This window comes from Pyxidicoccus xibeiensis, assembly GCF_024198175.1.
Classification (GTDB): Bacteria; Myxococcota; Myxococcia; order Myxococcales; family Myxococcaceae; genus Myxococcus; species Myxococcus xibeiensis.
The window spans coordinates 1,192,739-1,214,849 of the sequence record NZ_JAJVKV010000003.1; the positions used below are offsets into that span (position 1 = coordinate 1,192,739).

16 protein-coding genes are annotated in these 22,111 nt (G+C 72.6%); 4 read left to right on the forward strand and 12 right to left on the reverse strand.

The features are described 5' to 3' along the window. Positions 1-126 precede the first annotated feature (126 nt). A complete protein-coding gene (locus LXT23_RS17755; protein ID WP_253981354.1) occupies positions 127-798 on the forward strand; it encodes a hypothetical protein in 672 nt (223 codons plus the stop codon). Positions 799-1,034: 236 nt separating this feature from the next. On the opposite strand, the gene LXT23_RS17760 is transcribed toward LXT23_RS17755, so the two are convergent. The 4 genes from LXT23_RS17760 to LXT23_RS17775 are packed head-to-tail and all read right to left on the reverse strand — an operon-like array spanning position 1,035 to position 7,141. Beyond that, complete coding sequence (locus LXT23_RS17760; RefSeq protein WP_253981355.1) at positions 1,035-2,591, reverse strand: DUF4388 domain-containing protein; 1,557 nt, start codon at positions 2,589-2,591, stop codon at positions 1,035-1,037. A 25-nt stretch (positions 2,592-2,616) separates the two neighbouring features. Beyond that, positions 2,617-3,435: a hypothetical protein gene (locus LXT23_RS17765; RefSeq protein ID WP_253981356.1), complete on the reverse strand. Its 819-nt coding sequence runs from the start codon at positions 3,433-3,435 to the stop codon at positions 2,617-2,619. Positions 3,436-3,468: 33 nt separating this feature from the next. Further along, on the reverse strand, positions 3,469-4,674 hold the full coding sequence (gene hemW / locus LXT23_RS17770; protein WP_253981357.1) for a radical SAM family heme chaperone HemW: 1,206 nt from the start codon (positions 4,672-4,674) through the stop codon (positions 3,469-3,471). Positions 4,675-4,687: 13 nt separating this feature from the next. Beyond that, complete coding sequence (locus tag LXT23_RS17775) at positions 4,688-7,141, reverse strand: coiled-coil domain-containing protein (RefSeq protein WP_253981358.1); 2,454 nt, start codon at positions 7,139-7,141, stop codon at positions 4,688-4,690. A gap of 201 nt (positions 7,142-7,342) precedes the next feature. Between LXT23_RS17775 and LXT23_RS17780 the strand changes: the two genes are divergently transcribed. Then, entirely contained in the window at positions 7,343-9,946 is a 2,604-nt protein-coding gene (locus LXT23_RS17780) for a M16 family metallopeptidase (RefSeq protein ID WP_253981359.1), read from the forward strand. Between the two features lie 10 nt (positions 9,947-9,956). On the opposite strand, the gene LXT23_RS17785 is transcribed toward LXT23_RS17780, so the two are convergent. The 7 genes from LXT23_RS17785 to LXT23_RS17815 form a co-directional block, all read right to left on the reverse strand. Beyond that, positions 9,957-14,909 (reverse strand): pilus assembly protein, encoded by a 4,953-nt coding sequence (locus tag LXT23_RS17785; RefSeq protein ID WP_253981406.1) that lies wholly within the window; start codon positions 14,907-14,909, stop codon positions 9,957-9,959. Positions 14,910-14,978: 69 nt separating this feature from the next. Next, on the reverse strand, positions 14,979-15,500 hold the full coding sequence (locus tag LXT23_RS17790; protein ID WP_253981360.1) for a hypothetical protein: 522 nt from the start codon (positions 15,498-15,500) through the stop codon (positions 14,979-14,981). A 3-nt stretch (positions 15,501-15,503) separates the two neighbouring features. Next, a complete protein-coding gene (locus LXT23_RS17795; protein WP_253981361.1) occupies positions 15,504-16,625 on the reverse strand; it encodes a hypothetical protein in 1,122 nt (373 codons plus the stop codon). Then, entirely contained in the window at positions 16,625-17,221 is a 597-nt protein-coding gene (locus LXT23_RS17800) for a type IV pilus modification PilV family protein (RefSeq protein WP_253981362.1), read from the reverse strand. Before LXT23_RS17800 ends, LXT23_RS17795 begins: the two co-directional genes overlap by 1 nt. A 5-nt stretch (positions 17,222-17,226) precedes the next feature. After that, the gene (locus tag LXT23_RS17805; RefSeq protein ID WP_253981363.1) at positions 17,227-17,994 is read right to left on the reverse strand and encodes a pilus assembly FimT family protein; all 768 of its coding nucleotides are present in this window, start codon (positions 17,992-17,994) and stop codon (positions 17,227-17,229) included. A gap of 261 nt (positions 17,995-18,255) precedes the next feature. After that, on the reverse strand, positions 18,256-19,197 hold the full coding sequence (locus tag LXT23_RS17810) for a hypothetical protein (RefSeq protein WP_253981364.1): 942 nt from the start codon (positions 19,195-19,197) through the stop codon (positions 18,256-18,258). Then, a complete protein-coding gene (locus LXT23_RS17815) occupies positions 19,194-19,556 on the reverse strand; it encodes a hypothetical protein (RefSeq protein ID WP_253981365.1) in 363 nt (120 codons plus the stop codon). Before LXT23_RS17815 ends, LXT23_RS17810 begins: the two co-directional genes overlap by 4 nt. A gap of 40 nt (positions 19,557-19,596) precedes the next feature. On the opposite strand from LXT23_RS17815, the gene LXT23_RS17820 reads away from it, so the two are divergent. After that, entirely contained in the window at positions 19,597-20,463 is an 867-nt protein-coding gene (locus LXT23_RS17820) for a 50S ribosomal protein L11 methyltransferase (protein WP_253981366.1), read from the forward strand. Between the two features lie 3 nt (positions 20,464-20,466). Here LXT23_RS17820 and LXT23_RS17825 read toward each other — a convergent pair whose 3' ends face one another. Further along, positions 20,467-21,591, reverse strand: a complete 1,125-nt coding sequence (locus LXT23_RS17825) for a metal-dependent hydrolase (protein ID WP_253981367.1) — start codon at positions 21,589-21,591, stop codon at positions 20,467-20,469. 58 nt (positions 21,592-21,649) lie between these two features. Between LXT23_RS17825 and LXT23_RS17830 the strand changes: the two genes are divergently transcribed. Continuing rightward, positions 21,650-22,105, forward strand: coding sequence for an HIT family protein (locus LXT23_RS17830; protein WP_253981368.1), 456 nt, complete (start codon positions 21,650-21,652; stop codon positions 22,103-22,105). The last annotated feature ends 6 nt before the right edge of the window (positions 22,106-22,111 follow it).

Here is a 22,111-nt window from a genome sequence, read left to right on the forward strand (position 1 = left end):
CATGAGGCTGACATTAAAAGAAAGTCTATCTGGTATTCCACAGGTAGCGGGCAACACCCTGGATGAGGGCCGGCATTCAGGCACGCTCGGCGGCTGAGGTCGCGAGCGACAGCACGGGAGATTCACGTGAAGACATGGCGTATTTTCGGTCTGGTGGGGCTGATGTTGCTGGCGTGGTCGTGCGGAGACGACGGGGACGGCACCCAGAACCCCGATTCGGGCACCCCGGGCCAGCAGGACCGGCCGGGGCTGGGGAGCTCGGATAAACCCCCGGAAGGACAGCGTTTCACGCTGCCCACCGGGGTGGAGCTGGCGGGGCCCATCAAGGGCTACAGCGCGTTCGAGCCGGACAAGTGCTTCCCCGCCGAGGAGCCCAAGGGCGCCGGGGCCCTCGTGCGGGTGTGCCTGCCCCTGCGAAACACGACGAACACGACGGGCAACCCCCTGCCCATCTCCATCACCCTCCCCCCGGGCTTCACCGTCATCTCGGATAACCTGAGCACCCAGAACGGAATCATCCTCCAGAGGCAGACTGTGGTGGTGACTCCGGGCCAGACAATCTACCTTCCACTGTATCTTTTCTGCCTGAATGAAAATAGAGACCCCAGCAGCACGGCGGCCACGTTCCAGCTGGGGCCCACCATCCAGTACACGGACTTCCAGGAGCTCTACCGGCTGCTGGAGCAGAAGACGCTGGACCCCGAGGAGCAGTACGCGGAGCTCCAGACGGCGGTGTGGCGCCTGTCCGAGGGCGAGTCGCTGACGTCGGGCGACCGGAACTTCATCTCGAACCTGTAGACACCGCCCCTCAAGCGAGTCACACTTCTTGAGAAAAGCAGACATGTAACAGCGCTTCGCCGGGCCAGTCGTCGTATTGACGTCTGGCCCGGAATCAAATGTGACAGGGTTTGCGCGGGCCAGTTGTCGTATTGACGTCTGGCCCGGTTTTGGATGTGAGGGATTGCGGCGAACCTGCCAGCCCTGTCCCCCTCCGCGGGGAATTGTCACATCGGGGACACGAAGGGCCCTGCCGCTCAGCGCCGCTTCACGATTTCCTGGATGAGCTCCACGTAGCGGCGGTTCTTCGGGTTCAGCTTGAAGGCCTTGCGGAAGGCGTCCTCGGCCAGGGCCCACTGGCTCTCGCCCTGGGCCACCTCGCCCAGGAAGGCCCAGCCCTCCTCCATGCCCGGCTCCTGGCGCACCACCTCCTGCAGCTCCTGGAGGGCCAGCCGGCCGTGGGCGTCGGGCTTCATCAGGTAGCGCGCGAAGGCGCGGTGGGCCTGGTACAGCGGCCTCGGGTCGATGTCGCACGCGTACTCGAAGTACTCGAAGGCGCCGGCGAAGTTGCGGGCCTCCAGCCGGCGCTTCGCCTCGGAGAACTGCGTCGTCGCGTCCAAGAGGTCCGTGCGGATGCGGAACTGCTCCGCGGTGCTGGGCCGGGTGGAGCCCCGCTCCTTCTCGCGCTGGGCCGCCCGGCGCTTGCGCCAGAGGAGGCTCTGCTCCGCGTCCGACAGCGCGCCGAAGGCCTTGGCGTACGCGGCCAGCAGGGCCTCCGCCTTCTCCCGCAGCTCCGGGGTGTGGAAGCGCAGCGGCGAGTAGCGGTCCGCCCACGCGAAGAAGGCCTTGCGCAGCGGCACCGGCTGCACGTCCTCCGGCACCTCCAGCAGCGCGAAGGGGTCCTTGCTCCGGTGCGCGAGGAAGGCGCTCACCAGCGCGTCGCGCGCGGCCACGTCCTCGTCCGAGAACGGCGTCCCGCCCGGCAGGGGCTGCGCCGAGGCGACGGGGACGACAGGCGCCGCGGGGACGGGCTCCGGCGCGGGGGCGGCGGGCGCGGGCACCGCGGCCAGCTTCGCCGCGCGGGCGTCCACGTCCTCCACGAAGCCGGCGACGTCCAGCAGGCACAGCGCGTACAGCCGGCGCAGCACCGTCTCCGTGTCGAAGCCCGTGCGCTCCTGCAGCTCGTTGAAGGTGGGGCGCTGGCGCAGGGCCTGGAACAGGCGCGCGTCCTTGGAGGACAGCTTGAGGCCCGCGTCCACGCCCGGCATCTGCCCGAAGCAGCGCTCGTCGGTGAAGGTGAAGTGGGTGGCCACCGCGTCGAAGGGCATGACGTTGGCCACGCCGGTGAGGATGAGCTGCCCGGTGTTCATCCGCACGGTGGCGTCCGGCGGGTCCACGTCCGCGATGAGGCGGTACTTCGCGTCCGTCCACCGGAAGCAGTCCAGCAGCTTGTGCGCGAGGTTGGCCTGGAGCTGCTTGTAGAGGTCGAAGGGGCTGATGAGGCCCTTCTGGATGAGCAGCGCGCCCATCTGCTGGCCCGAGGACACGCTCTCCCCCAGGGCCTTCTGGTAGTCCGCCTCCGTCAGCCGCCCCTTCTCCACCAGGAACTTGCCCAGCGTCTCGTGCAGCAGGTTGGACTGGCAGCCCACCGGCGAGCCGTCCTCGAAGACGATGCGCTTCTCGCGCTGGCGGACCTTGAGCTCCAGCGTGCAGGTGCGCTCCTCCACCATCAGGGAGTGCAGGAGCAGGGGGAAGGGCGTGTCGGCCAGCGTCCCGTCCCTCTGGCGGAGCACCTGCGATGGCGTGGGGAACATTCGGTAGGTGCCTTCCGTCCCGGGGCTATTCGCCCACGTCCTCTTCCAGGCCCGCGGCCGAGGGCGCCTCATTGTAGTAGCGGCCGTAGCCCCGAGAGCGCGGGGTGGGCTCCATGCGGCTGAGCACCGCCGCGCCCAGGCCCAGCACCAGCGCCAGCGCGGCCCCGTACATCAGCGGCCGGCTGGGCCGCGCGCGCCAGGCCCACCGGCGCTCGCGGCGGCGCTGGAAGCGCGGCGCCACCGCGTAGTCGTTCCACGCCAGCTCGCGCGCCCGCTTCGCGTCGTCCGCGCGGCCCGCCCGGGCCAGCGCCTGCGCCAGGAGGTAGCGCCCCTCCACCGAGCCGTGCCGCACGGTGCAGAAGCGCTCCAGCGCCTCCACCGCGCCCTTCGCGTCCCCGCGCTTCAGCCGGAAGCGGCCGCGCTCCAGGTGGATGGCGCCGAGCTGGAAGTCCGCGTCCAGCTTCTGGGCCTCGTCCAGCAGCAGCTCGCCGCGCTGCGCGTCGCCCGCGCCCAGGTACGCCACGCCGAGCAGGTACAGCGTGTCCACGTCCTCGTCGCCCGCCTCCAGGTTGGGCTTGAGGATGTCCACCGCCTCCGCGTACCGCTTCTGCGCCACGCGGATGTCCGCCAGCTCGTGCCGGGCCCGGCGCTCGTGCGGGTTGGTGAGGATGACCCCCGCCAGGTGCCCGGCGCGCTGGAAGCGCTTGAGCAGCCGCACCGGGCTGGGCAGCACCTGGAGCGTGAAGCGGTCCGCCACGAGGATGAGGACCAGCACCAGCCCCAGCGACAGCAGGGGGCTGCCGGTCAGCAGCGTCAGGAACATCCACAACATCCACTTGCTCATGCGCTCCTCGAAGTCCTCATGGCGACCGCCCCGCTAGAGCAGCCGCGCGCAGACGGCGCTGTGCACGTCCGCGCCCTTCTCCGTCAAGGCCAGCCGCCCGTCCCGCAGCGTCGCGAAGCCGTGCTCCACCAGCCGCGCGACTTCCGCCCGCCTCGGCGCCACCGGCTGGCCGTACCGCTCGCACACCGCCTCCCAGTCCACCCCCGACACCAGCCGCAGGCCCATGGCCAGCCGCTCCGCGAACAGCTCCTGGGGCCCCAGCGCCTCGCGGTCCTCCTCCGGCAGCCGGCCCGCCTCCACCTCCACCAGGTACTTCTCCGGGCTGCGCAGATTCACATACCGGTGCGGCTCCGGCTCCAGCAGCATGCCCGACGCGCCCACGCCCAGCGCCAGGTACTCGCCGCCCGTCCAGTACAGCGCGTTGTGCCGCGAGCCGAAGCCCTCGCGCGCGTGGTTGGAGACCTCGTAGCGGTGCAGGCCCGCCGCCCCGTACACCCCGCGCACCACCCGCGCCATGGCCACCACCTCGTCGTCCGGGGGCAGCTCCAGCTCGCCGCGCTTGAGCCGCTTCGACAGCGGCGTGTCCTCCGCCAGCACCTCGCGCTCCACCGTCAGCGCGTAGGTGGACAGGTGCTCGGGCTGGAGCGCCACCGCGCGCCGCGCGTCCGCCTCCACCTGCGCCACCGTCTGCCCGTGCACGCCGTAGATGAAGTCCATGGAGACCACCGGGAACGCTGCCCGCCGTGCCGACTCCACCGCGCCCTCCACCATGGCCGCGTCGTGCGCGCGCCCCAGCGCCTTCAGCGTCTGGGCCTGGAAGGACTGCACCCCCAGCGACAGCCGGTTGACGCCCGCCGCCCGGTAGCCCTTGAAGCGCTCCGCGTCCGCGCGCTCCGGGTTGCCCTCCAGCGACACCTCCACGCCGGGCGCCACTGACAGCCGCGCGGCGAGGCCCTCCAGCACCCGCGCCACGTGGCGGGGGTGCCACAGCGACGGCGTGCCGCCCCCGAGGAAGATGGACTGCAGCGGCTTGTGCCGGAGCGCCGGGTGGATAGCCAGCCGGGCGTCCAGCTCCGCCAGCACCGCGTCCGCGTAGCGCTCCTCGGGCACCTGCTTTGCCACCGCCACCGCGAAGTCGCAGTAGGGGCACTTCGCCAGGCAGTACGGAAAGTGCAGGTACAGCCCGAAGCGGGCTGCCTGCATCCCGGTGAGTGGGTCCACTGGTGCGTCGAAGGGCATGAGAGGGAAACCCCTACTTCTTGCCCTTCAATTGCGCCTCCAGGCGGGCAATCTTCGCCTTGTAACCCGCCGCCGTCTCGAGCGCCGTCTCGGCCGTCATCAGCTTGCGCTTCAGGTTGGCCACGTCCGCCTTGAGGCCGTCGCGCTCCGCCTCCCAGTCCGCCGGAGCCGCCGACGCTCCCGCCGGTGCGGCCGCCGCCCCGGCGAGCTTCTGCTCGAGCCCCTTCCGGGCCTCCTGCTCGGCCTTCAGCGAGGCCTCCAGCTTCGCCAGCTTCGCCTCGACCTCCGCGCGGGCCGAGTCCGCCTTCGTCAGCTTCGCCTCGGCCTCCGCGCGCGAGGCGTCCGCCTTCGTCAGCTTCGCCTCGGCCTCAGCCCGGGCCAGGCCCGCCTGCGTGAGCTTCGCCTCCGCCTCCGCGCGGGCCGCGTCCGTCTTGCCGGCCGCCGCCGTCTGGGCCTTGGCAGCCTGGAGCGCGCCCTCCAGCATCTTCACCTGCTGCTGCAGGCGCTCCGCCTTGTCCGCCTCGGAGCGCGCCGCCTCCAGCTCCTCGGTGAGGGCGGCCACCTGCACCTGGGCGTCACCCTGCCCCGACGACAGCGTGTCCACCCGCGCCTCGGCCTCCGCCGCCTTCACCTCGGCGTCCGCGCGCTCGGCCTCCGCCGCCTCGCGGCGCACCCGCTCCAGCGCCACCTCTTCCTGCGCCTGCGCCGCGGCGTGCTGCGCCTGCGTCAGCGCGCCGCGGGCCTGGGCCAGGGCGGCCTCGGCCTGGGCCACCGCGCCCTGCAGCCGCACCAGCTCTGCCTCGCGCTGCGCGGACGCCGTCTCCAGCATGGACACGCGCGCGGACAGGCCCACGCGCTCGGCGTCCTTGGTGGCGACCTTCATGTCCGCCGCCGCGAGCTGCTTCTTCAGCTCCTCGCGCTCGGCCTGGGCGGCCTCCACGGCCGCGGACAGCTCGGCCACCTTGGCCTCGGCCTGGTGCACGGCCTCGCCCAGCGCCGCCGCGTCCGACTCCATCCGGTCTCGCAGCGACACCTGCTCGACCTCGGCCGCCTCCAGCGCCTCCTTCAGCGCGGCGGCCTCACCCTCCGCCACCGCCGCCCGCTCGCTGGCCTGGGACAGCCCTTCTTCCAGCGCCTGCGCCCGCTCGGCGGCCTTGGCGACCTCCGCCTCCAGCCGCTCTCCGGCGCGCGCCAGCTCCGCGGTGCGGCCCTCCAGCGCCTGGCGCAGCACGGGCACTTCCGCCGCCTCCGCCGTGCGAGCGGTGAGCGCCGCGCGCAGGCCGATGATTTCGGCGTCCTTCAGCGCGAGCGCCCGCTCCAGCTCCGCCACCTGCGCCTGCAGGCCGCGCAGCCCGTCCTCCACCACGGCCAGCTGCTTGCGCGCCTCGTCCCGCTCGGACTCGAGGGTGCGCGAGCGCTCCTGCGCCTCCTCCAGCGAGCTCTTGGACCACTCGCTCTCGCTCTCCAGCGCGCTCAGCCCGGCCTGGGCCTCCGCCAGCGCCGCCTCGAGCTGCTCGGTGCGCAGCCCCAGCGAGTCCTTCTCCGCGGTGACGGCCTCCAGCTCGCCGCCCAGCCGCTCCACGTCGGCGATGGCCTGCTGGTACTGCTCCTGGACGGCCTCCAGCGCGCCCTGCGACTCGGACTTCTGCGCGGCCAGCTCCGCCACGCGGTCCTGCGCCAGCGACAGCGCCTCCTTGGCGCCCACCAGCTCCTCGGCCACCGAGCCGCGGGACTCGCGCTCCTCCTGCAGCTCCGCGGTGAGGCGCGGCAGCTCCGACTCCACCTCCGCCAGCGCGCGGGACAGGTCCTTGCGCTCCGCCTCCGCCGAGGACAGCTCCGCCTCCAGCGAGGCCACCTTCGCCTCGGCCTCGGCCGCCCGCGCCTCCGCGCGCGCCAGGGCCGTCTCGGCCTGCGACAGCTTCGCCGGCGCGTCCTTCACCGCCGCCAGCTGCGCCTTCGCCTCCGCCGCCTCCTTGCGCGCCAGCGTCAGCGACTGCTTCACGCCGTTCAGCTCGCCGTCGCGCTCCGCGTACAGCGTGCGCGCACGCGCCAGCGTCTCCGTCTTCTGACGCACGACGGCGCGGAAGTACTCCAGCTTGTCGTCCGGCGAGCCCCCCATGGGCATCCGGATGTCGGGCGGCTCTCCGAAGGGGTCGCTTCCAGGCACCCGCACGGCGCGTGACGCCGCGGCCGCACCAGGAGCCGCACCCGCGGCAGGTGCGACGGGGGCTGCCGGGGAAGCAGGCGCTCCCGTCCCGGCGGGCGTGGCGGCCAGGGGGGTGGCCGGACGACGGGGGGGCAGCGGCGGCGGAGCAGCGGGTGGTGGAGCCGAGGGCGGGGGCTTGGGCTGGGGCCGGGCCGCAGCGGCGACGGGGGCGGGGGGAGCCGCTCCGGCGACGGTGTCGTCCAACCCCAGGCTGTCGCGAAGGTCCGCGAAAGGATCCACCTCTTCCGGAGGTGACGGCATGGGCCAGTGCAGGTTACCGCCCGGAAGCGCGCATCACCAGGGACGCGTAGGGGGAGGAAGCGTGCGAGGCCCCCACTTCCGGCCGCACGGCAGCCATACAGTCCTCTCGACGTGGGGGCCCCCGGACGTTAGCCAGTAGGGGAAAACATCTCACCTCGCCTTGCCCTCGACTGGGGCCGGTGCCAGCTTCGGACGTTCCTTATGGCCATCCGCTACACGCTTCCCAACGGGCTCACCGTCGTCTTCGAGGAACAGCATGCCGCCAAGGTCGCGGCCTTCCAGGTCTGGGTGAAAGTAGGAAGCGCGGACGAGCGGCCGGACCAGGCGGGCCTGGCCCACCTGCACGAGCACATGCTCTTCAAGGGCACGGAGAACCGCGGGCCCGGTGAAATCGCCCGCGACGTGGAGTCACACGGCGGCGAAATCAACGCGTGGACGTCCTACGACCAGACCGTCTACCACATCGTCATCGCCAGCCAGTTCGCCCGCACGGGCCTGGACATCCTGGGCGACGCGGTGCGGCGCTCCTCCTTCGACGCGGAGGAGCTGGCGCGCGAAATCGAGGTGGTGTGCGAGGAGATAAAGCGCAGCCAGGACACCCCGTCGCGGCGCGCCTCGCGAGACCTCTTCTCCACCGCCTTCCAGGTGCACCCCTACCGGCTGCCCGTCATCGGCACCGAGCAGAGCGTGCGCAGCTTCACGCGGGAGAAGGTCCTGGAGTTCTACCACCGGCACTACACGCCGAAGAACCTGGTGCTCTCCGTGTCGGGAGACCTGCGCGAGGCGGAGCTGCGGCAGTGGGTGGACGAAATCTTCGGCGGCGACTGGGGCCGCCCATACGAGGGCGGCGTGACGCGCCCGGTGGAGCCCGCGCCCACGGGCCGGCGCGTGAAGCTGCGCCCGGACGACGTGAAGGAGGCCTGGCTCCACCTGTCCTTCGCCATTCCCCAGGCGGACCACCCGGACACGCCCGCGCTGGACGTGCTGGCGATGATTGCCGGCCAGGGCGACGCGTCCCGGCTCACGCGCCACGTGAAGCGCAAGCACAATCTGGTCAATGACGTCCACGCCTTCGCCTACACGCCGAGGGACCCGGGCCTGTTCTCCGCGTCGCTGACGGCGCCGCCGGGTAACGCGGCGCGCGCGCTGGAGGAGACGGCGCGCATCCTCGCCACCCTGCGCGTCACGCCGGTGACGGCGGACGAGCTGGCCACCGCGAAGGCGCTGGTGGAGGCCGAGGCCGTGTACCAGCGCGAGACGGTGCAGGGCGTGGCCCGGAAGATGGGCTCCTACCAGTCCGGCATGGGCAGCCTGGAGGCGGAGGCGCGGTACTACGAGGCCGTGCGCGGCCTGACGCCCGAGCACCTGCGCTCGGCCGCCGAGCGCTACCTGCGCTTCGACCGCGCCGTCATCACCGGCCTGCTGCCCGCGGGCACCGAGCTCACCGAGGAGCAGCTTCACGCGGTGCTGGACGGCGTGGAGCGCGGCCCCGTGGCCCCGCCGCCAGAGCGCAAGCCGCGCAAGGTGCCGGCCGGCGAGCCCTCGCCGCGCCTCGCCCGGAGCGCGGGCGCGGGCCCCAGCGAAATCATCACCGAGAAGCTGCCCTCCGGCGCGACCATCGTCGTGCGCGTGGAGCCCGCGGTGCCGCTGTTCGCCATGCGCGCGGCCTTCCAGGGCGGCCTGCGCTACGAGACGCCCGCCGACAACGGCATCTCCACGCTGCTCACCCGCTGCCTCACGCGGGGCACGCCGTCGCACGAAGCGGAGGACATCTCCCAGCTCATCGACGCGTATGCCGGCAGCATGGGCGGCCAGGGCGGGCGCAACTCGGTGAGCCTGCGCGGCGAGTTCCTCACGCGCCACTTCGAGCCGGCCTTCCGCCTGTTCGCGGACTGCCTCCTCAACCCGTCCTTCCCCGAGGTGGAGGTCGCCCGCGAGCGCACGCTGATGCTCCAGGACATCCTCACCCGCGAGGACAAGCCGTCCAGCCTGGCCTTCGACCTCTTCAGCAAGACGATGTACCGCGCGCACCCGTACCGCATGCCGCAGCTGGGTGAGCAGGAGTCCGTGGAGAAGCTCACCCCGGAGAAGCTGCGCGCGTGGCACGCGGCGCACATGGACCCGTCGCAGCTGACGCTCAGCGTGGTGGGTGACGTGAAGGTGGACGAGGTGCTGGCCCTGGCGCGCGAGTACTTCGGCACCCCGCGCGGGAAGGCCGCCCCGCCGCCCCATGTGGAGGTGGAGGCGCCTCCGTCCTCTCCGCGCCAGGAGAAGCGGGTGCTCAACCGCGCCCAGTCGCACCTGGTGCTGGGCTTCCCGGGCGCGCGCCTGTGGGACAAGTGGCGGCACGCGCTGGAGGTGCTCTCCACGGTGCTGTCCGGCCAGGGCGGGCGGCTCTTCGTGGAGCTGCGCGACAAGCGCTCCATGGCCTACAGCGTCAGCTCGTTCGCGATTGAAGGCTTCGACCCGGGGTACTTCGCCGTCTACATGGGCACCAGCCCGGAGAAGGTGGACGCGGCGCTGGCCGGCATCCGCACGGAGCTGGAGCGCATCCGCGACGAGCCCATCCCCGAGGAGGAGCTGGCGCGCGCCAAGCAGCACCTCATCGGCACGCACGAGATTGGCCTGCAGCGCAACGGCGCGCGCGCGGGGTTGCTGGCCCTGGACTCGTGCTACGGCCTGGGCCTGGACAACTTCCTCCACTACGCGGACCACGTGGCCGCGGTGACATCCGCGGAGGTGCGCGAGGTGGCGCGCCGGGTCATCGACTTCGACCGCAGCGCGCTCGCCATCGTCGGTCCGTAGGGCTCCGGCCCTACTTGCAGGCCCTGGCGTCCACGTGGCGGCAGACGTGGACGCTGCTGGGCACCTCCACCCAGGAGATGTCCGAGACGGGGTGGTCGTTCTGCCGCAGCGTCTCCTGGTTGGGTGACTGCCCCACGCCCGTGTCCAGCGTGGTGTAGCGGACGGCGCCCGTCCGGGAGACGGTGATGACGCTGGCCGGCTCCGGCGGAGGCGACAGCACGTCGCGCGTCTTGAAGGGCAGGTAGCCCGCGAGGCTGCCGTCGTCGTCGTACAGCTTGAAGCTCTCCGCCTGGTCCGGCCAGCCGGTGATGAAGTCCATCTGCCACGAGCGGCCGAGGTCGCCAGCGCCCGTCGTCCGGCACGCCCCGGGCACCGTCACCGGCGGCGCGTAGGACGGCCAGAAGACGATGCCGCCCAGGAGGCTGGAGCCCGCGGCCGTCTTCTCGTCCAGGCCGCCGTAGCGCACGAACCAGCCGGCCCCCGTGGTGGACGCGCGCGGCAGCGCGGCCAGCGCCTCCGGCGTCACGTAGCTCTGCAGCGAGCCATCCGGCATCCGCCGTGCCCGCAGCTGGGCTGGAGGAATGGTGACGTCGCGCAGGCCGCAGTCCCGGCCGGTGGGGCAGGCGTCATCCACGTCCGTCCAGCGCCGGCCGTCCAGCGCCAGCGCGGAGGCCCTGTCCGTGAAGGCGCGCGCGCCGCCGTAGTTGTAGAAGCCCACGTAGGTGTTGTGCGGCACCTGGCTCCGGTCCCCCTCCCCCAGCCGCAGGTTGCCCTTGCTCCCGGTGGCGAGCCGCCGGGACTCGCAGCTCCAGCGGCCATTCTGGAGCGTGCACTCACTGCGCGAGCCGGAGGGCACGCTGGGGTTGGGAGGGAAGCGGTACTGGCCGGAGCCCAGCGCGCCGCCACCGCAGTCGATGGACAGCTGCGTCAGCTCCAGCCGGCCCGGGGCGCACACGTTCACCGGCGCCCCCGTGACGGTGTCCTCATTCCGCGTGAGCACACCGCCGGAGTACTCGAGCACGCTGGTGCGCGACACGCCGGACACCGCGCCTGCGAGCGTGAGGGACACGTCGCACTTCATGCGCACGCACGCCAGCAGGTTGTCCGGGCCGCACGCCTCCCCTTCCGTGTCGCGCAGGTGCTGCCGGTCTCCAGTGCCCAGGTACGTCCGCAGCCAGCCCGTCTCCGGCTGGAGCGTGTTGGAGGCGATGTTGAAGAAGGGCGTCTTCTGGTGCGCCGGCTGGCCTCGCGCCACCTCGAAGGTGCGTGCGCCATGCCAGTTGGTCACCGTGCCGCTGGAGTCCTCGCCGGGCTCGAAGAGGCGGAACGTCCACACCTGTCCGCCCAAATCCCCGACCACCACCGTGTCGAAGAAGCCGTCCTGGTCCGCCTTGAGGTCCAGCGCCCGGCCCACGTCCACCAGCGCGGGCGCCGCGGCCACCGGCATCAGCTGGTCCGCCATGGCCTGGTAGCTGTCCCCGCCCCCGGCGCCCGCACGCGAGGCGAAGGACCAGAGCTTCTGCCCCGTCCACGCATCCAGCACGTAGAGGCCGCGCCCGCGCGTGAGGTCGGCGCTGTAGCCGCCATTGAGGAAGACGGCCCAGCGCTCCTCCCACCCACGCGACTCCCGCGCGCTCGCGAGGCGCACCGGGCCGATGGGCGGCGGCTTGGGCGCGAAGTTCATCCACGCCTGCCCCATGTGGGCCGCCTCCGAATCGCACGCCTGGGGGAACATCCAGCGGAAGGGCCCGGCCGCGCCGGCCACGTTGCCCAGCATCCCGTAGGGGTCCGTCACGTCCAGCGCGCTGTAGCGCTGTCCGCCGCCCCGCTCGGTGAGGATGGCCAGCGTGCGGAACTCCGACGCCTGCTTCACGCCGTCGCCCCGGCCCTCCCCTTCCGTCCCTTCCACCCGGTTGTCGTCGAGCCCGTCCACCCAGACGTCGCGCACCATGGGCGTGCCGTCCACCAGGTACTCGTGCCCGCGGACGAGCAGGCCCAGCCGGGGCAGCAGGTCCGGCGGGATGAAGCCCCACAGCTCCTGGCCGGTGCCTAAATCGTAGAGGTCCTCCAGCGCGCTGGTGCGCCCGGGTGACGCCAGGGCCCGGCCCGCATGCACCGCGTGCAGCATGCCGCCGTTGGAGCCCACCAGCAGGAAGCGGTCCCTGCGCCCCTGGGCCTGGAGGTACTGGCCATAGGCGCCGTAGTCCCCGTCCCCCACGTTCAGCGGGGGCCGCATGGGCGTGGCCTGGTAGCAGGGCTTCGCGGACGCACCGCTCCCGCACACCGGCTCCGACGTGGGCGGCGTGCCCTCCTGCACGTAGTCCGCGTACAGCGTGCGCAGGCATTGCGGGGCCAGGCCCAGGTCGCAGAGGAAGGGCTCCGCGGGCGGCTCCACCAGGATGGGCGAGGAGTGGAAGATGTCGCCCAGCTTGCACGAGCGGCCGCTGTCCTCGGCGCACGGCCGGTCCTCGTCCCTGTCCCGGTCTCCGTCCGCGTCGAAGACGTCCTGCCCGCGCACGAAGCGGATGACGGCGCGCGCGCACTCCGCCTCCTCCGCCGCGCCGCCATTCCACACCCGGTCCAGCCGCGCGAAGACGTCCGAGCAGAAGCCGTCACCGCCCGACAGCAGCAGCGGGCGCAGCTCGTCCGCGTGCTGCACGTCGAAGGGCACCGGCGGGTTGTCCTCCTGGTCGAAGCGCCCGTTCCCATCCCTGTCCCGCAGGGTGAAGAGGCAGCGGCCTCCCGTCTCGCTTATGGGCGCGCCCGGGTTGCCGAGCTGCTCGCACGGCGCGGACGCGCTGCGGCGGCCGAGCGTCTCGCCCAAATCCCAGAAGGGCACCGCCGGGTCTCCGCCCTCCAGCCGGCCCTGCGCGTTGCGGCGGGCACTGGCGGCCTTCACCCACTCGCCGGAGACGTTCTCCTCCACGATGTTGTTCGCGGTGAAGGCGGTGGGGGAAGGCACCGCGCCAGGCCCGGGCGTGAAGCCCGCGGGCCGGTCCAGGTAGAACGAGTCATCGCAGTCGCCGTCGCCGTTGAGGTCCAGCGGGTCTCCGTCCTGGGTGCGGGCCCGGGCCGCGTCGCAGCCCTGGGCGAACTCGCCATAGAAGTAGAAGCGGTACAGGTGGCCCTCGTACGGCTGGCCCTGGCGCGGGATGAAGCGCGGCACGTAGGCGGACGTCTGCGCGCTGCCGGCCTGCACGCTGGCGACGCTCGCGGAGGAGAACGACGTCGCCGTCTCCCGCAGGTCGCCGATGGCCGTCATCAGCGCGTCGCGCAGCTGCCCCGGCTCGTCCGCGCGGTAGAAGCGGCCGGCGCCCGCGTGCGCCATGCTGCGCAGCATGGGGCTGTTGTCGCCGTAGCCGATGGTGTACGTGCGCACCGACTGCACCCCGGTCAGGTCCCCGCGCAGGTCCGTGTTGGCGAGGAAGAAGGCGACGTCATCCATGTAGTTGCGGTTGTGCGCGTCGCCGCCCTTGGGCCCGCTGTCGTCGTCATCCAGGCCGTCACCATCGGTGTCGAGGAAGTAGTCGCAGTCCACCTTGGTGGCGCCGTAGCGGTCGCAGTAGTTCACCCCACCCGGGTTCCCATCCACGCCGGGGTTGAAGGTCAGCGGCGTGCCATCCGGGTGCTTCGCGCCCGCCTCCATCAGCAGGCTGAGCATCTTGTAGACGGGCACGGTGTTGTCGTTGTCCGGCTGGCCGTCGGACAGGACGATGACGGCGCTGGCCTGACAGGCGGCGCACACCGACTTGTCGTCGCCCGTGCCCTCCAGTGGCAGCGGGTCCTGGTAATCGCCCCCCAGGTGGGTGAAGTCGTGCGTCTTGCGCGCCCACGTGTCACCGCGCCCATCCCTGTCGTCTCGCGTGCCGCCCGGGGCGCCGGGGTAGCCCGCCGTGGAGCCCAGCGGGTTGGTGAACCACCGGCCCCACACGTTGTCCTGCCGCTGCGAGGAGAAGTACGCCCCGAGGCTGTAGAGCGACTCGCCGATGGAGCGCTCACTGTTGATGAACTCGATGGCGTTGACCTGCGTCACCAGCCCGCCGCGCTCCAGGTCCTGCTCGGAGAACAGCGGCCAGGACTTCTCGCACGAGGGCTTCAGGGGGCGCAGCAGCCACGCGGGGTCGAAGAGGTCATCGCTGTGGCTGAACGTGGCCACGCCCATGCGCAGGTCCGGCACCGTGTTGATAACGTCCTTGAGCACCTTGCGCGCGGCGACGAACTTGGGCGGCCGCACGTTCAGCACGCGCCCGCTGACCACCCAGCGGCGGTGGCGCTTGCCGCCGTTCTCCGCGTTGCCCCGGAACCAGCCCACGGTGCGCAGGCACGTCTCACAGGCCGCCCGCATCGCGGCGTTCCCCACCCAGTTGTTGTCGCAGATGGCCTCCGGCCGCGGGGTGCCCTCGGCGCCCTGGAAGTCGCGCAGCACGGTGTAGTTGAAGGGCGAGTCACCGACGTTGTCGTTGCGGCTGACGTCCCGCTGCAGCGGCAGCCGCGTGCCATAGGAGAGGTAGTACTTGTCCGGGTCGAAGAAGCCGCGTCCGCCTCCCAACTGCGCGTCCGGGTCGGCGATGCGCGAGCCGTTGAGGCGCGCATCGGAAGACTGGAGGTCGAACCAGGACATGGCCCCGCGCAGCGCCGGGTCCGAGCAGCCGGTGGCATCCGGGCTTACCTCCGGCAGCGGCGTGTGGAAGTCCTGCATGGTGGCGTTGTTGCCCAGCAGGAAGATGGCCGCGGGGGGCGTCGTCTGCGCCTCGAAGAACTCCTTGTCGGCGCCGGAGGGGGGCTGGAGCATCGCGTCCCCCACCGCCAGCGGGCCGGTGCAGCAGGCGGCGTAGGGCGGCGGGTCCATGGCGCCGGAGACGGCGAGCCCGGCGGTGAGCAGGACGGCGGCGCCGGCCAGGCCACCCACGAGGGCGGCGCGGCGGCGCGAGGCATGACGGAGGAACGGGGAGGACAGGCGCATGGGGTGGCTCCTGCGGAGACGTTGGGGAAGTGACGCGGGCCGGGGCGGGGAGGCCGGGCCGGGTGGGCGCTACAGGCCGAAGCGGAGGGTGAACTCGACCTCGCTCTCCGCGCCGCGGCTGTCCACGCAGTGGACGATGACCTGGTAGGTCTGCCCGCCGAGGCCGGCCGCCGGGGCAATGACGTTGGTGAGGTCCCTGGCGCTGGAGCGGCGCCCGAGCGTGAGCTGCGGCACCAGCCTCACGCCGCTGATGGTGGGCGCTTCGCCCAGGTGCCCGCTGCGGATGCAGCGCCCGTCGTCACCAGTCACGCCGCCCTCGCACCCGGGCAGGCCCGCCACGTCCAGGCGCTGGTTGGTGGGCGTGAGCTGCGTGGGGGACTGACCGAGGAGCCGGAAGCGGGACAGCATGTACTGGCGGCCGGCGTCGGCGCACGCCACCAGCTCCTCGCTGGAGCGGAAGCTGCTGGCCGCGCCGCGCTCGGCACCGGACAAGCCGATGGCGGCCATGGCCAGCACCGTCACCACCGCCAGCAGCACCACGACCAGCAGCAGCACCGAGCCACGGGCAGCGTCCTTGGGGGTGTTCTTCATGGTTCAGCCTCCAGCGCAGAGGAGCCCGTCGGCGGGCATGCGGCCCGAGCACGCGCCGGGCGTGGTGGTGTCCTGGGAGTAGGACGGCAGCGGCAGCTCCGTGGAGCGGAGGTTCCGGGGGAAGACGGTGGTCTCGTAGAGGAAGCGCCGGAAGCCGGGCGGCGCGGGCAGCTCCGGCTCGCCGCCGAACGCGGGGATGCTGGCCTCCATCCCCGCGCCGCGCAGCACGGAGTCCGACAGCGAGGCGCGCGCCACCACGCCCAGGCGCACCGCGCGCACGTTGGCCGGGTTGCGGTTGCGGCGCAGGGGCGAGCTGGAGGGCGTCTCGTACGTGGGCGGCGGGTGCGCCGCGCTCCACTCCGGGACGAAGGCGGTGCCGTCCTCGCGCAGGAAGGTGATGCGCAGCGACTCGATGCCGTCGGCCACCGGCGCGCCCAGCGCGTCCGGCCGCCCGCCCAGCCCGTGCCCCCGGAAGAGGTAGGGCCGCTCCGGTGTGGCCGCGTCTCCGTCGTCGTCCAGCAGCCGCACGGTGTAGTCGCGCACGTCCACCTTGAAGACGCGCGCGGGCAGTCCGGCCACTCCGTCGAAGCAGGGCTCGTCGAGCACCGCGCCCAGGTCCGGGAAGGTGCCCGTGGCGGGCGCCAGCGACAGCGTCGTGGGGCCGTTGGAGCGCTCCACGTCCGCCGCCAGCCGCGCATAGCCCCAGCGCAGCGCCCCGGGGCACACCACCTGGACCACCTGCCCCCGGCGCAGCGCCATGGGCAGCGACGCCACGCTCACGCTGCCGGCGGACGCGCCGTCCTGGGCCACCGCCGCGCTGAACCGCAGGTCTCTCGAGCGCACCACCAGCCGGTCCGACGCATTGGGCCCCGAGCCCGCCCAGCCCTCCGGCAGGCCGAAGGCGTACTCGGGCTCCAGGCCGTAGCCGGCCATCCGCAGCTCGCGCGTCAGGTCATGCAGGCCCTGGCGCAGGCCGGCCTGTCCACCGCGAATGCCCTCCTGCGTGTAGACGCCCCGCGTGAAGGCGATGAAGGCCGCGGCCACGGCCGTCACGGTGAGCATGGCCACCGCGGTGCCCATCAACATCTCTATCAGCGTGAAGCCCCGTCCCGAGCGCGCCCGCATCACCGACCTCCCCCGAGTCCCGTCAGCGCCACCGGGTTGAACTTGATGACCTGGCTGGTGACGCGGCGGACGGTGCCGCCCTCGCTCCACGTCACCAGCACCCAGACGTCCTTGCGCGCGCCGGAGTGCGCCTGCGCCGCCGTCACCGGGCGGCCGGCCGCGTCCACCTCGTTCACCACGAAGTAGCGGCGGTAGCGGTCCCACGCGCCCTGCCCCACCGGGAAGTCCGCCTCCGGCAGCCCACCCCACGGGCGCGACTGGAGCCAGGGCTCCGCGTGGAGGCAGGCGAGGAAGGCCGCGTGGCCCGGCGCCGCCGGGTCCAGCAGCGCGCCCGCCGCGTCGGTGGGGTCTTCCGCGCACGGCGACGCCGAGGGCACCAGCCGCGCGTCGTCGTACGCCCACAGCTGCGCCTGCGCCACCAGGTCGGTGGCCACCGCGACGGCGTGGGTGTGACGGCGGGCGGTGGAGGTGGACGCGCGCGCGTGGATGATGGCGCCGAGCAGGCCCGCCATGCCCAGCATGAAGACGACGGAGGCGACCATCGCCTCGATGAGGGTGAAGCCGCTGGCGTTGCGGCGCGAAGGGAGTCGGGACATGGCGTTCACGGGTTGCGGTCGAAGGAGCGGAAGAGGCCGGTGTCCAGCAGCACCAGGGCGCGCACGTCCGCGTCCGGGGCCTGCCCACCGAAGACGATGGAGCCCGCGCCGCGCGCGTCCTCCTGGCCCACGGCGTCGACGAGCACCACGCGCCCGTCCGGCTCGAAGAAGACGGCGCCTCTCATCGTGCTCCCGGCCAGCGAGCAGAAGGTGCAGGGCGCGTCGTCCGGCACCTGGCAGAACGGGGGAGGAAAGGCCCGCGAGCCCTCGGCCGTGCCAGAGGTCAGCTCCACGGCGGGAGCGCCCGCGCCGACGCAGCCGGGCTGGATGGTGGGCCGCGCCAGGTGCCGGAAGCCCGCGGGCGCCAGGCGCACGGCCGTGCCGAAGTGCCCCGAGTCCAGCAGGCGGAAGTACGCCCCGGCCGGCGCGGGCAGCGGCGGCACCAGCGTCTCCGGGGAGCGCCACGCGGGGCTGGCCGCCATGGCCTCGTCCAGCAGGAACCACGGGTCCACCACCGTCCAGTGGCGGATGCGCGCGTCGTCTTCAGTGGCCCCTTCCGCGGTGTCGATGAGCACCGCGGTGCGCACCCCGCGCCCCAGGCTGTGCGCGCGCGCCGCGGACAGCGCCGCGTTCAGCTCCATCACCCCGCCGGACATCCGCGCCTTCGCGGGCAGCACGCCCAGCGCCATGACGGACAGGGTGACGAGGATGGAGAGGAGGGTCAGGACGACCGCGACCTCGATGAGTGTGAATCCCCCAGGACGGCTTCGCATCGGCACTCCGCAACGGCTGAACAGCCGGACCCGCCGCGGGAGACAGGAACACCTCCGGAGCACGTCACGCCGACGCCCCGCCCCAGCCCCCCGAGCTGTAGGACTTGTGCGGAATGCGCACCCACCACGTGCGCGCCCGCTCGCCGACGCCAACCGCCTCGCCCAGGCAGACGGTGGGTACGCTGCTCGGGCTGCGCCCCGTACCGGAGGGCAGGTGCGTGCGTTTGAGGACGGTGACTGTCCGGTGGGACGGGGCGGGTGTCAGCCCGGCGGCGGCGCGGGTGTCGGCCCGGAGTCAGCTGCGTCCCCGAGCGCCGCGTCGAGGGCCTCCAGCAGCGGCCCCGTCGGAGCGCCCGGGAGGGTGTTGCAGGTGCGGGTGAGCTCGCGGCGCATGCGCACCCGCTCCGGGTGGCCCCGCGCCTCCTGGGCCAGCGCCTCCGGGTTCACGGGAATGGACAGCAGCGTGGCGCAGGTGCGGAACGTCTCCAGCCGGTCCCGGTCGTCGTCGTCCAGGAGGACGGGGGTACCGTCCAGCACCAGACCGGTGAAGGTCATGCCGCGCACCTCCTCGGCGGTGAGCACCAGCGCGCCGTTGGAGGTCATCCGGGGCTGCGGCGGGGGGCCGCTGCCGCCACCCAGCTCCACCACGCCGTCGGCGGGCTCGGGCTTGCAGGGCACCTCGCGCAGGGAGAGCAATTCGTCCGCCTTGCGCGTCTCGCGCGCCTCGCCGCCCCGGGCCATCTGGACGATGCCGGCCACCAGCGCGGGCACGCCCAGGATGAGCAGCCCCGTGCCCCACCCGGTGGCCACGTCGCGGCTGGACGCGCCAAAGCGCCCCTCGCGGTCGATGGAGCTCCGGTCCGGCACGTCGGAGAAGAGCGTGCGCCCCAGCAGCAGGCCCCCGCCCACCGCGGCGAGGACGGCGCCGCTGCTCGTGGCGGCCGCCGCGCCCGGCGACGAGCGGGTGGAGATGACCTCCTCGGCGTACTCGGCGTGCTGCTCCGTGCGGCAGATGTCCGCCGTGGTGAAGCGCACGGTGAGCTGGGGCCACTGCGCCTGGACGTCCGCGAAGGGCAGGCGCTCGCCCAGCGTCTTCTCCTGGGTATAGGTGCGCAGCACCGCCCCGCGCTCCGTGCGCCGCTCCACGTCCAGCGGCGCGCAGCCCACCGCCAGCACCAGTGCCGCCGTGCCCAGCCGCTTCATGGTTGCCCCCCGCGGAAGAAGTCCGCCACGTCCGGGCAGGTGGTGAGCAACCGGGTCGTGTCCTCACACGCCGGAGGGCGCTCGGTGGTGGTGCCCCGGCTCAGCAGCGGCTCGCGGCAGTCCAGGAAGCGCTCGCGCGTGGGCGTGCTGAAGGTGAACTCCTCCGCGCCACACCCGGTGCGCTCCAGCAGGGTGGACTCGCAGGGGATGGGGACGCCGAGCCCGTCCGAGACGCCCGGGCAGGCGGCCGTCTGGCACAGACGGATGACGACATCCTGACAGACCGCTGCATCCGGCGCGTCGGGGCCGGAGCAGGCGGCCAGGCAGAGCAGGGGCCACGTTGCGAAGGGGTATCTCACGGCGCTTCCACGCTACTCACGTCGGGATAAAAGGGCCCGCATGTCCCAGACCTATCTGTCACTCACCGTGGAGTTGCCCGAGGAAGCGTCCGAGTCCGTACAGGACCTCCTCCATGAAGCCGGGGCCCTGGGCCTCGAGGTGCGAGACCGCGAGGGGCCCCTGATGCCGGGCGTGCGCGCCCCCCAGGCGGGAGAGGCCATCGTCATCGGCTACTTCGACGAGCGGGAGACGGCCGAGGACGCGCAGGAGCAGGTCCAGGAGGCCTTCCCCGAGGCCCGGGTGGGCCTGAGCGAGCAGCCGCAGCAGGACTGGAGCAACGAGTGGAAGTCGCTCATCAAGTCCGTGCACGTGGGCCGGCTGTGGGTGGGGCCGCCGTGGGACGTGAAGAACGCGCCGGAGGCCGCGGTGCGGCTGGTGATTGAACCGAAGATGGCCTTCGGCACCGGTGACCACCCGACGACGGCGCTGTGCCTGGCGGCGGTGGACGCGTACATGAAGGACCACCCCGGCGCGAGCGTGCTGGACGTGGGCACCGGCACGGGCGTGCTGGCCATCGCCGCGAAGAAGCTGGGCGCGGGCCGGGTGGTGGCCACCGACAACGACCCCGTCTCCGTGGAGCTGGCGCAGGAGAACCAGGCGGACAACGGCACCCCGGACATCGAGGTGTCCGGCAAGGAGCTGACCGCGGTGGACGGCACCTTCGACCTGGTGCTGGCCAACATCCTGGCCAACACCCTCATCGAGCTGGCGCCCCTCATCGCCGCCAAGGTGAAGGACCGGCTGGTGCTCGCCGGCGTGCTGGCGCACCAGCGCACGGACGTGGAGGCGGCCTACCAGAAGCTGGGCCTCACCCTGCTGCCCGGCGACAGCCAGGGCGAGTGGGTGCGCATCGACCTGAAGCGCTGACGGCTACTCGGGCCTGCCGACCTTCACGGGCCGCAGCTCGCGGTCCAGCTCGACGACGGCCGAGCCGAGCCCGCCGCTCTGCATGCGCGAGTAGCGCACGTCGTGGATGGTGACGCGCCAGCCGTCCGGCGTCTCCTCCTGCCGGAAGGTGGGCAGGCGCAGCCAGTTGGCCAGGCCGCGCAGCTCCGGCGCCGCGAGCGCGGCCTGGATGACGGGGCCGGGCTCGGGCTGGCGCGGCTGGCTCGGGTCGGAGGTGCGGTAGCGCTCGCCGCCGCCCTTCAGGAAGTCCGCGCGGACGAAGTGATACCGGTCCGGCCCCAGCGCGATGATGTCGCGCACGAAGGGGTTGGCCGGCAGCGGGCCCGCGATGGTGCGCTCCACCTGCAGCCCCTGCCCCCGCAGCCACGCCTGCGCGCCCGGCGCCGCCACCTGCGAGCCCAGCAGGATGGCGCCCAGGTAGAGCACCAGCGACACGCCGCACACCGTGGCCACGCGCTGGACGGAGAGCACGTGCGTGCCGCGCAGCCGCAGCCAGAGGATGGCCGCCACGCCGACGACCCACAGCACCTTGGCGGGCCACGGCGCGAAGGGGGGAATGGTGATGAGCGCGGTGGTGGCAGCGCCCAGCACCAGCCAGCCCGCGGCGGATTTGCGCGTCCTCGCGTCCGCCATGATGACGGAGGCCCCCGCGAGCAGCCACACCCACGGGTCGATGATGAAGAGCGTGTCGCCGTAGAACCACGTCCCGTCGAACGGCATCAGCAGGCGCACGCCATAGGTGTTGAGCCAGTCCAGCGCCGGGTGGCTGAGCACGGAGAGCACCGAGCACACGAGCAGCGGGCCGAAGCGCGCGGGGGGCAGCTCCGGGTGCCTGCGCCTGCGCACGTAGCGGTCATAGAGCATCATCAGCCCCGCGAGCACGAAGGGCCACAGCGACAGCGCGAGCACGCCGTGCGTCCACCCCCGCCGCCAGTACAGCGACACGTCGGAGCCTCCGAGGGCGAAGACGGCGTCCACGTCCGGAAGGTTGGCGCCGATGACGAGCGTTGCCGTGGCCAGCGGCGTGGTGCGCTTCAGCCCCGCCTCCGCCATCCACGCGCCGACGAGTGAGTGGGCCAGATTGTCCATGCGCGCGAGTCGCTCCGGGTGGTGACAGGTCTATCGTCCACCATATAGGAGCGGGTGCATGAGCAGGTGGACCAACCCCGAGGAGTGGGCACGGCTGTGCAGCGGCGAGGCCTGCGTCATCTGCCGCCAGGGCGTCCCCCACGACGTCATCGCCGAGCTGGAGTCGTGCTGGGTCACGATGGGCGAGGAGTCGCCCATGCAGGGCTACTGCTGCCTCGTCTTCCGGCGGCACGCCGTGGAGCTGCACGACCTGACGCCGGACGAGGGCGCCGCCTTCATGCACGATATCCAGCGCGTCTCCCGCATCCTCCAGTCGCTCACGGGCGCGGTGAAGCTCAATTACGAGGTGCACGGCAACACCCTGCCCCACCTCCACATGCACCTGTTCCCCCGCTACGTGGGAGACGCATTCGAGGGCGGCCCCATCAACCCCCGCGCGGTGAAGGGGCCCGTCTACGCGCCCGGAGAGTGCGAGGCGCTGAAGCAGCGCGTCCGCGCGGCGCTCGCTGGCTGAGCGGCC

Excerpts from the sequence above, each read along its gene's own strand:
- LXT23_RS17830 (WP_253981368.1), top strand. The coding sequence starts at position 21,650 with ATGAGCAGGTGGACCAACCCCGAGGAGTGGGCACGGCTGTGCAGCGGC.
- LXT23_RS17825 (WP_253981367.1), bottom strand. The coding sequence starts at position 21,591 with ATGGACAATCTGGCCCACTCACTCGTCGGCGCGTGGATGGCGGAGGCG.
- LXT23_RS17820 (WP_253981366.1), top strand. The coding sequence starts at position 19,597 with ATGTCCCAGACCTATCTGTCACTCACCGTGGAGTTGCCCGAGGAAGCG.
- LXT23_RS17810 (WP_253981364.1), bottom strand. The coding sequence starts at position 19,197 with ATGAAGCGGCTGGGCACGGCGGCACTGGTGCTGGCGGTGGGCTGCGCG.
- LXT23_RS17795 (WP_253981361.1), bottom strand. The coding sequence starts at position 16,625 with ATGCGGGCGCGCTCGGGACGGGGCTTCACGCTGATAGAGATGTTGATG.
- LXT23_RS17800 (WP_253981362.1), bottom strand. The coding sequence starts at position 17,221 with ATGTCCCGACTCCCTTCGCGCCGCAACGCCAGCGGCTTCACCCTCATC.
- hemW (WP_253981357.1), bottom strand. The coding sequence starts at position 4,674 with ATGCCCTTCGACGCACCAGTGGACCCACTCACCGGGATGCAGGCAGCC.
- LXT23_RS17805 (WP_253981363.1), bottom strand. The coding sequence starts at position 17,994 with ATGCGAAGCCGTCCTGGGGGATTCACACTCATCGAGGTCGCGGTCGTC.
- LXT23_RS17765 (WP_253981356.1), bottom strand. The coding sequence starts at position 3,435 with ATGAGCAAGTGGATGTTGTGGATGTTCCTGACGCTGCTGACCGGCAGC.
- LXT23_RS17775 (WP_253981358.1), bottom strand. The coding sequence starts at position 7,141 with ATGCCGTCACCTCCGGAAGAGGTGGATCCTTTCGCGGACCTTCGCGAC.
- LXT23_RS17780 (WP_253981359.1), top strand. The coding sequence starts at position 7,343 with ATGGCCATCCGCTACACGCTTCCCAACGGGCTCACCGTCGTCTTCGAG.
- LXT23_RS17785 (WP_253981406.1), bottom strand. The coding sequence starts at position 14,909 with ATGCGCCTGTCCTCCCCGTTCCTCCGTCATGCCTCGCGCCGCCGCGCC.
- LXT23_RS17760 (WP_253981355.1), bottom strand. The coding sequence starts at position 2,591 with ATGTTCCCCACGCCATCGCAGGTGCTCCGCCAGAGGGACGGGACGCTG.
- LXT23_RS17790 (WP_253981360.1), bottom strand. The coding sequence starts at position 15,500 with ATGAAGAACACCCCCAAGGACGCTGCCCGTGGCTCGGTGCTGCTGCTG.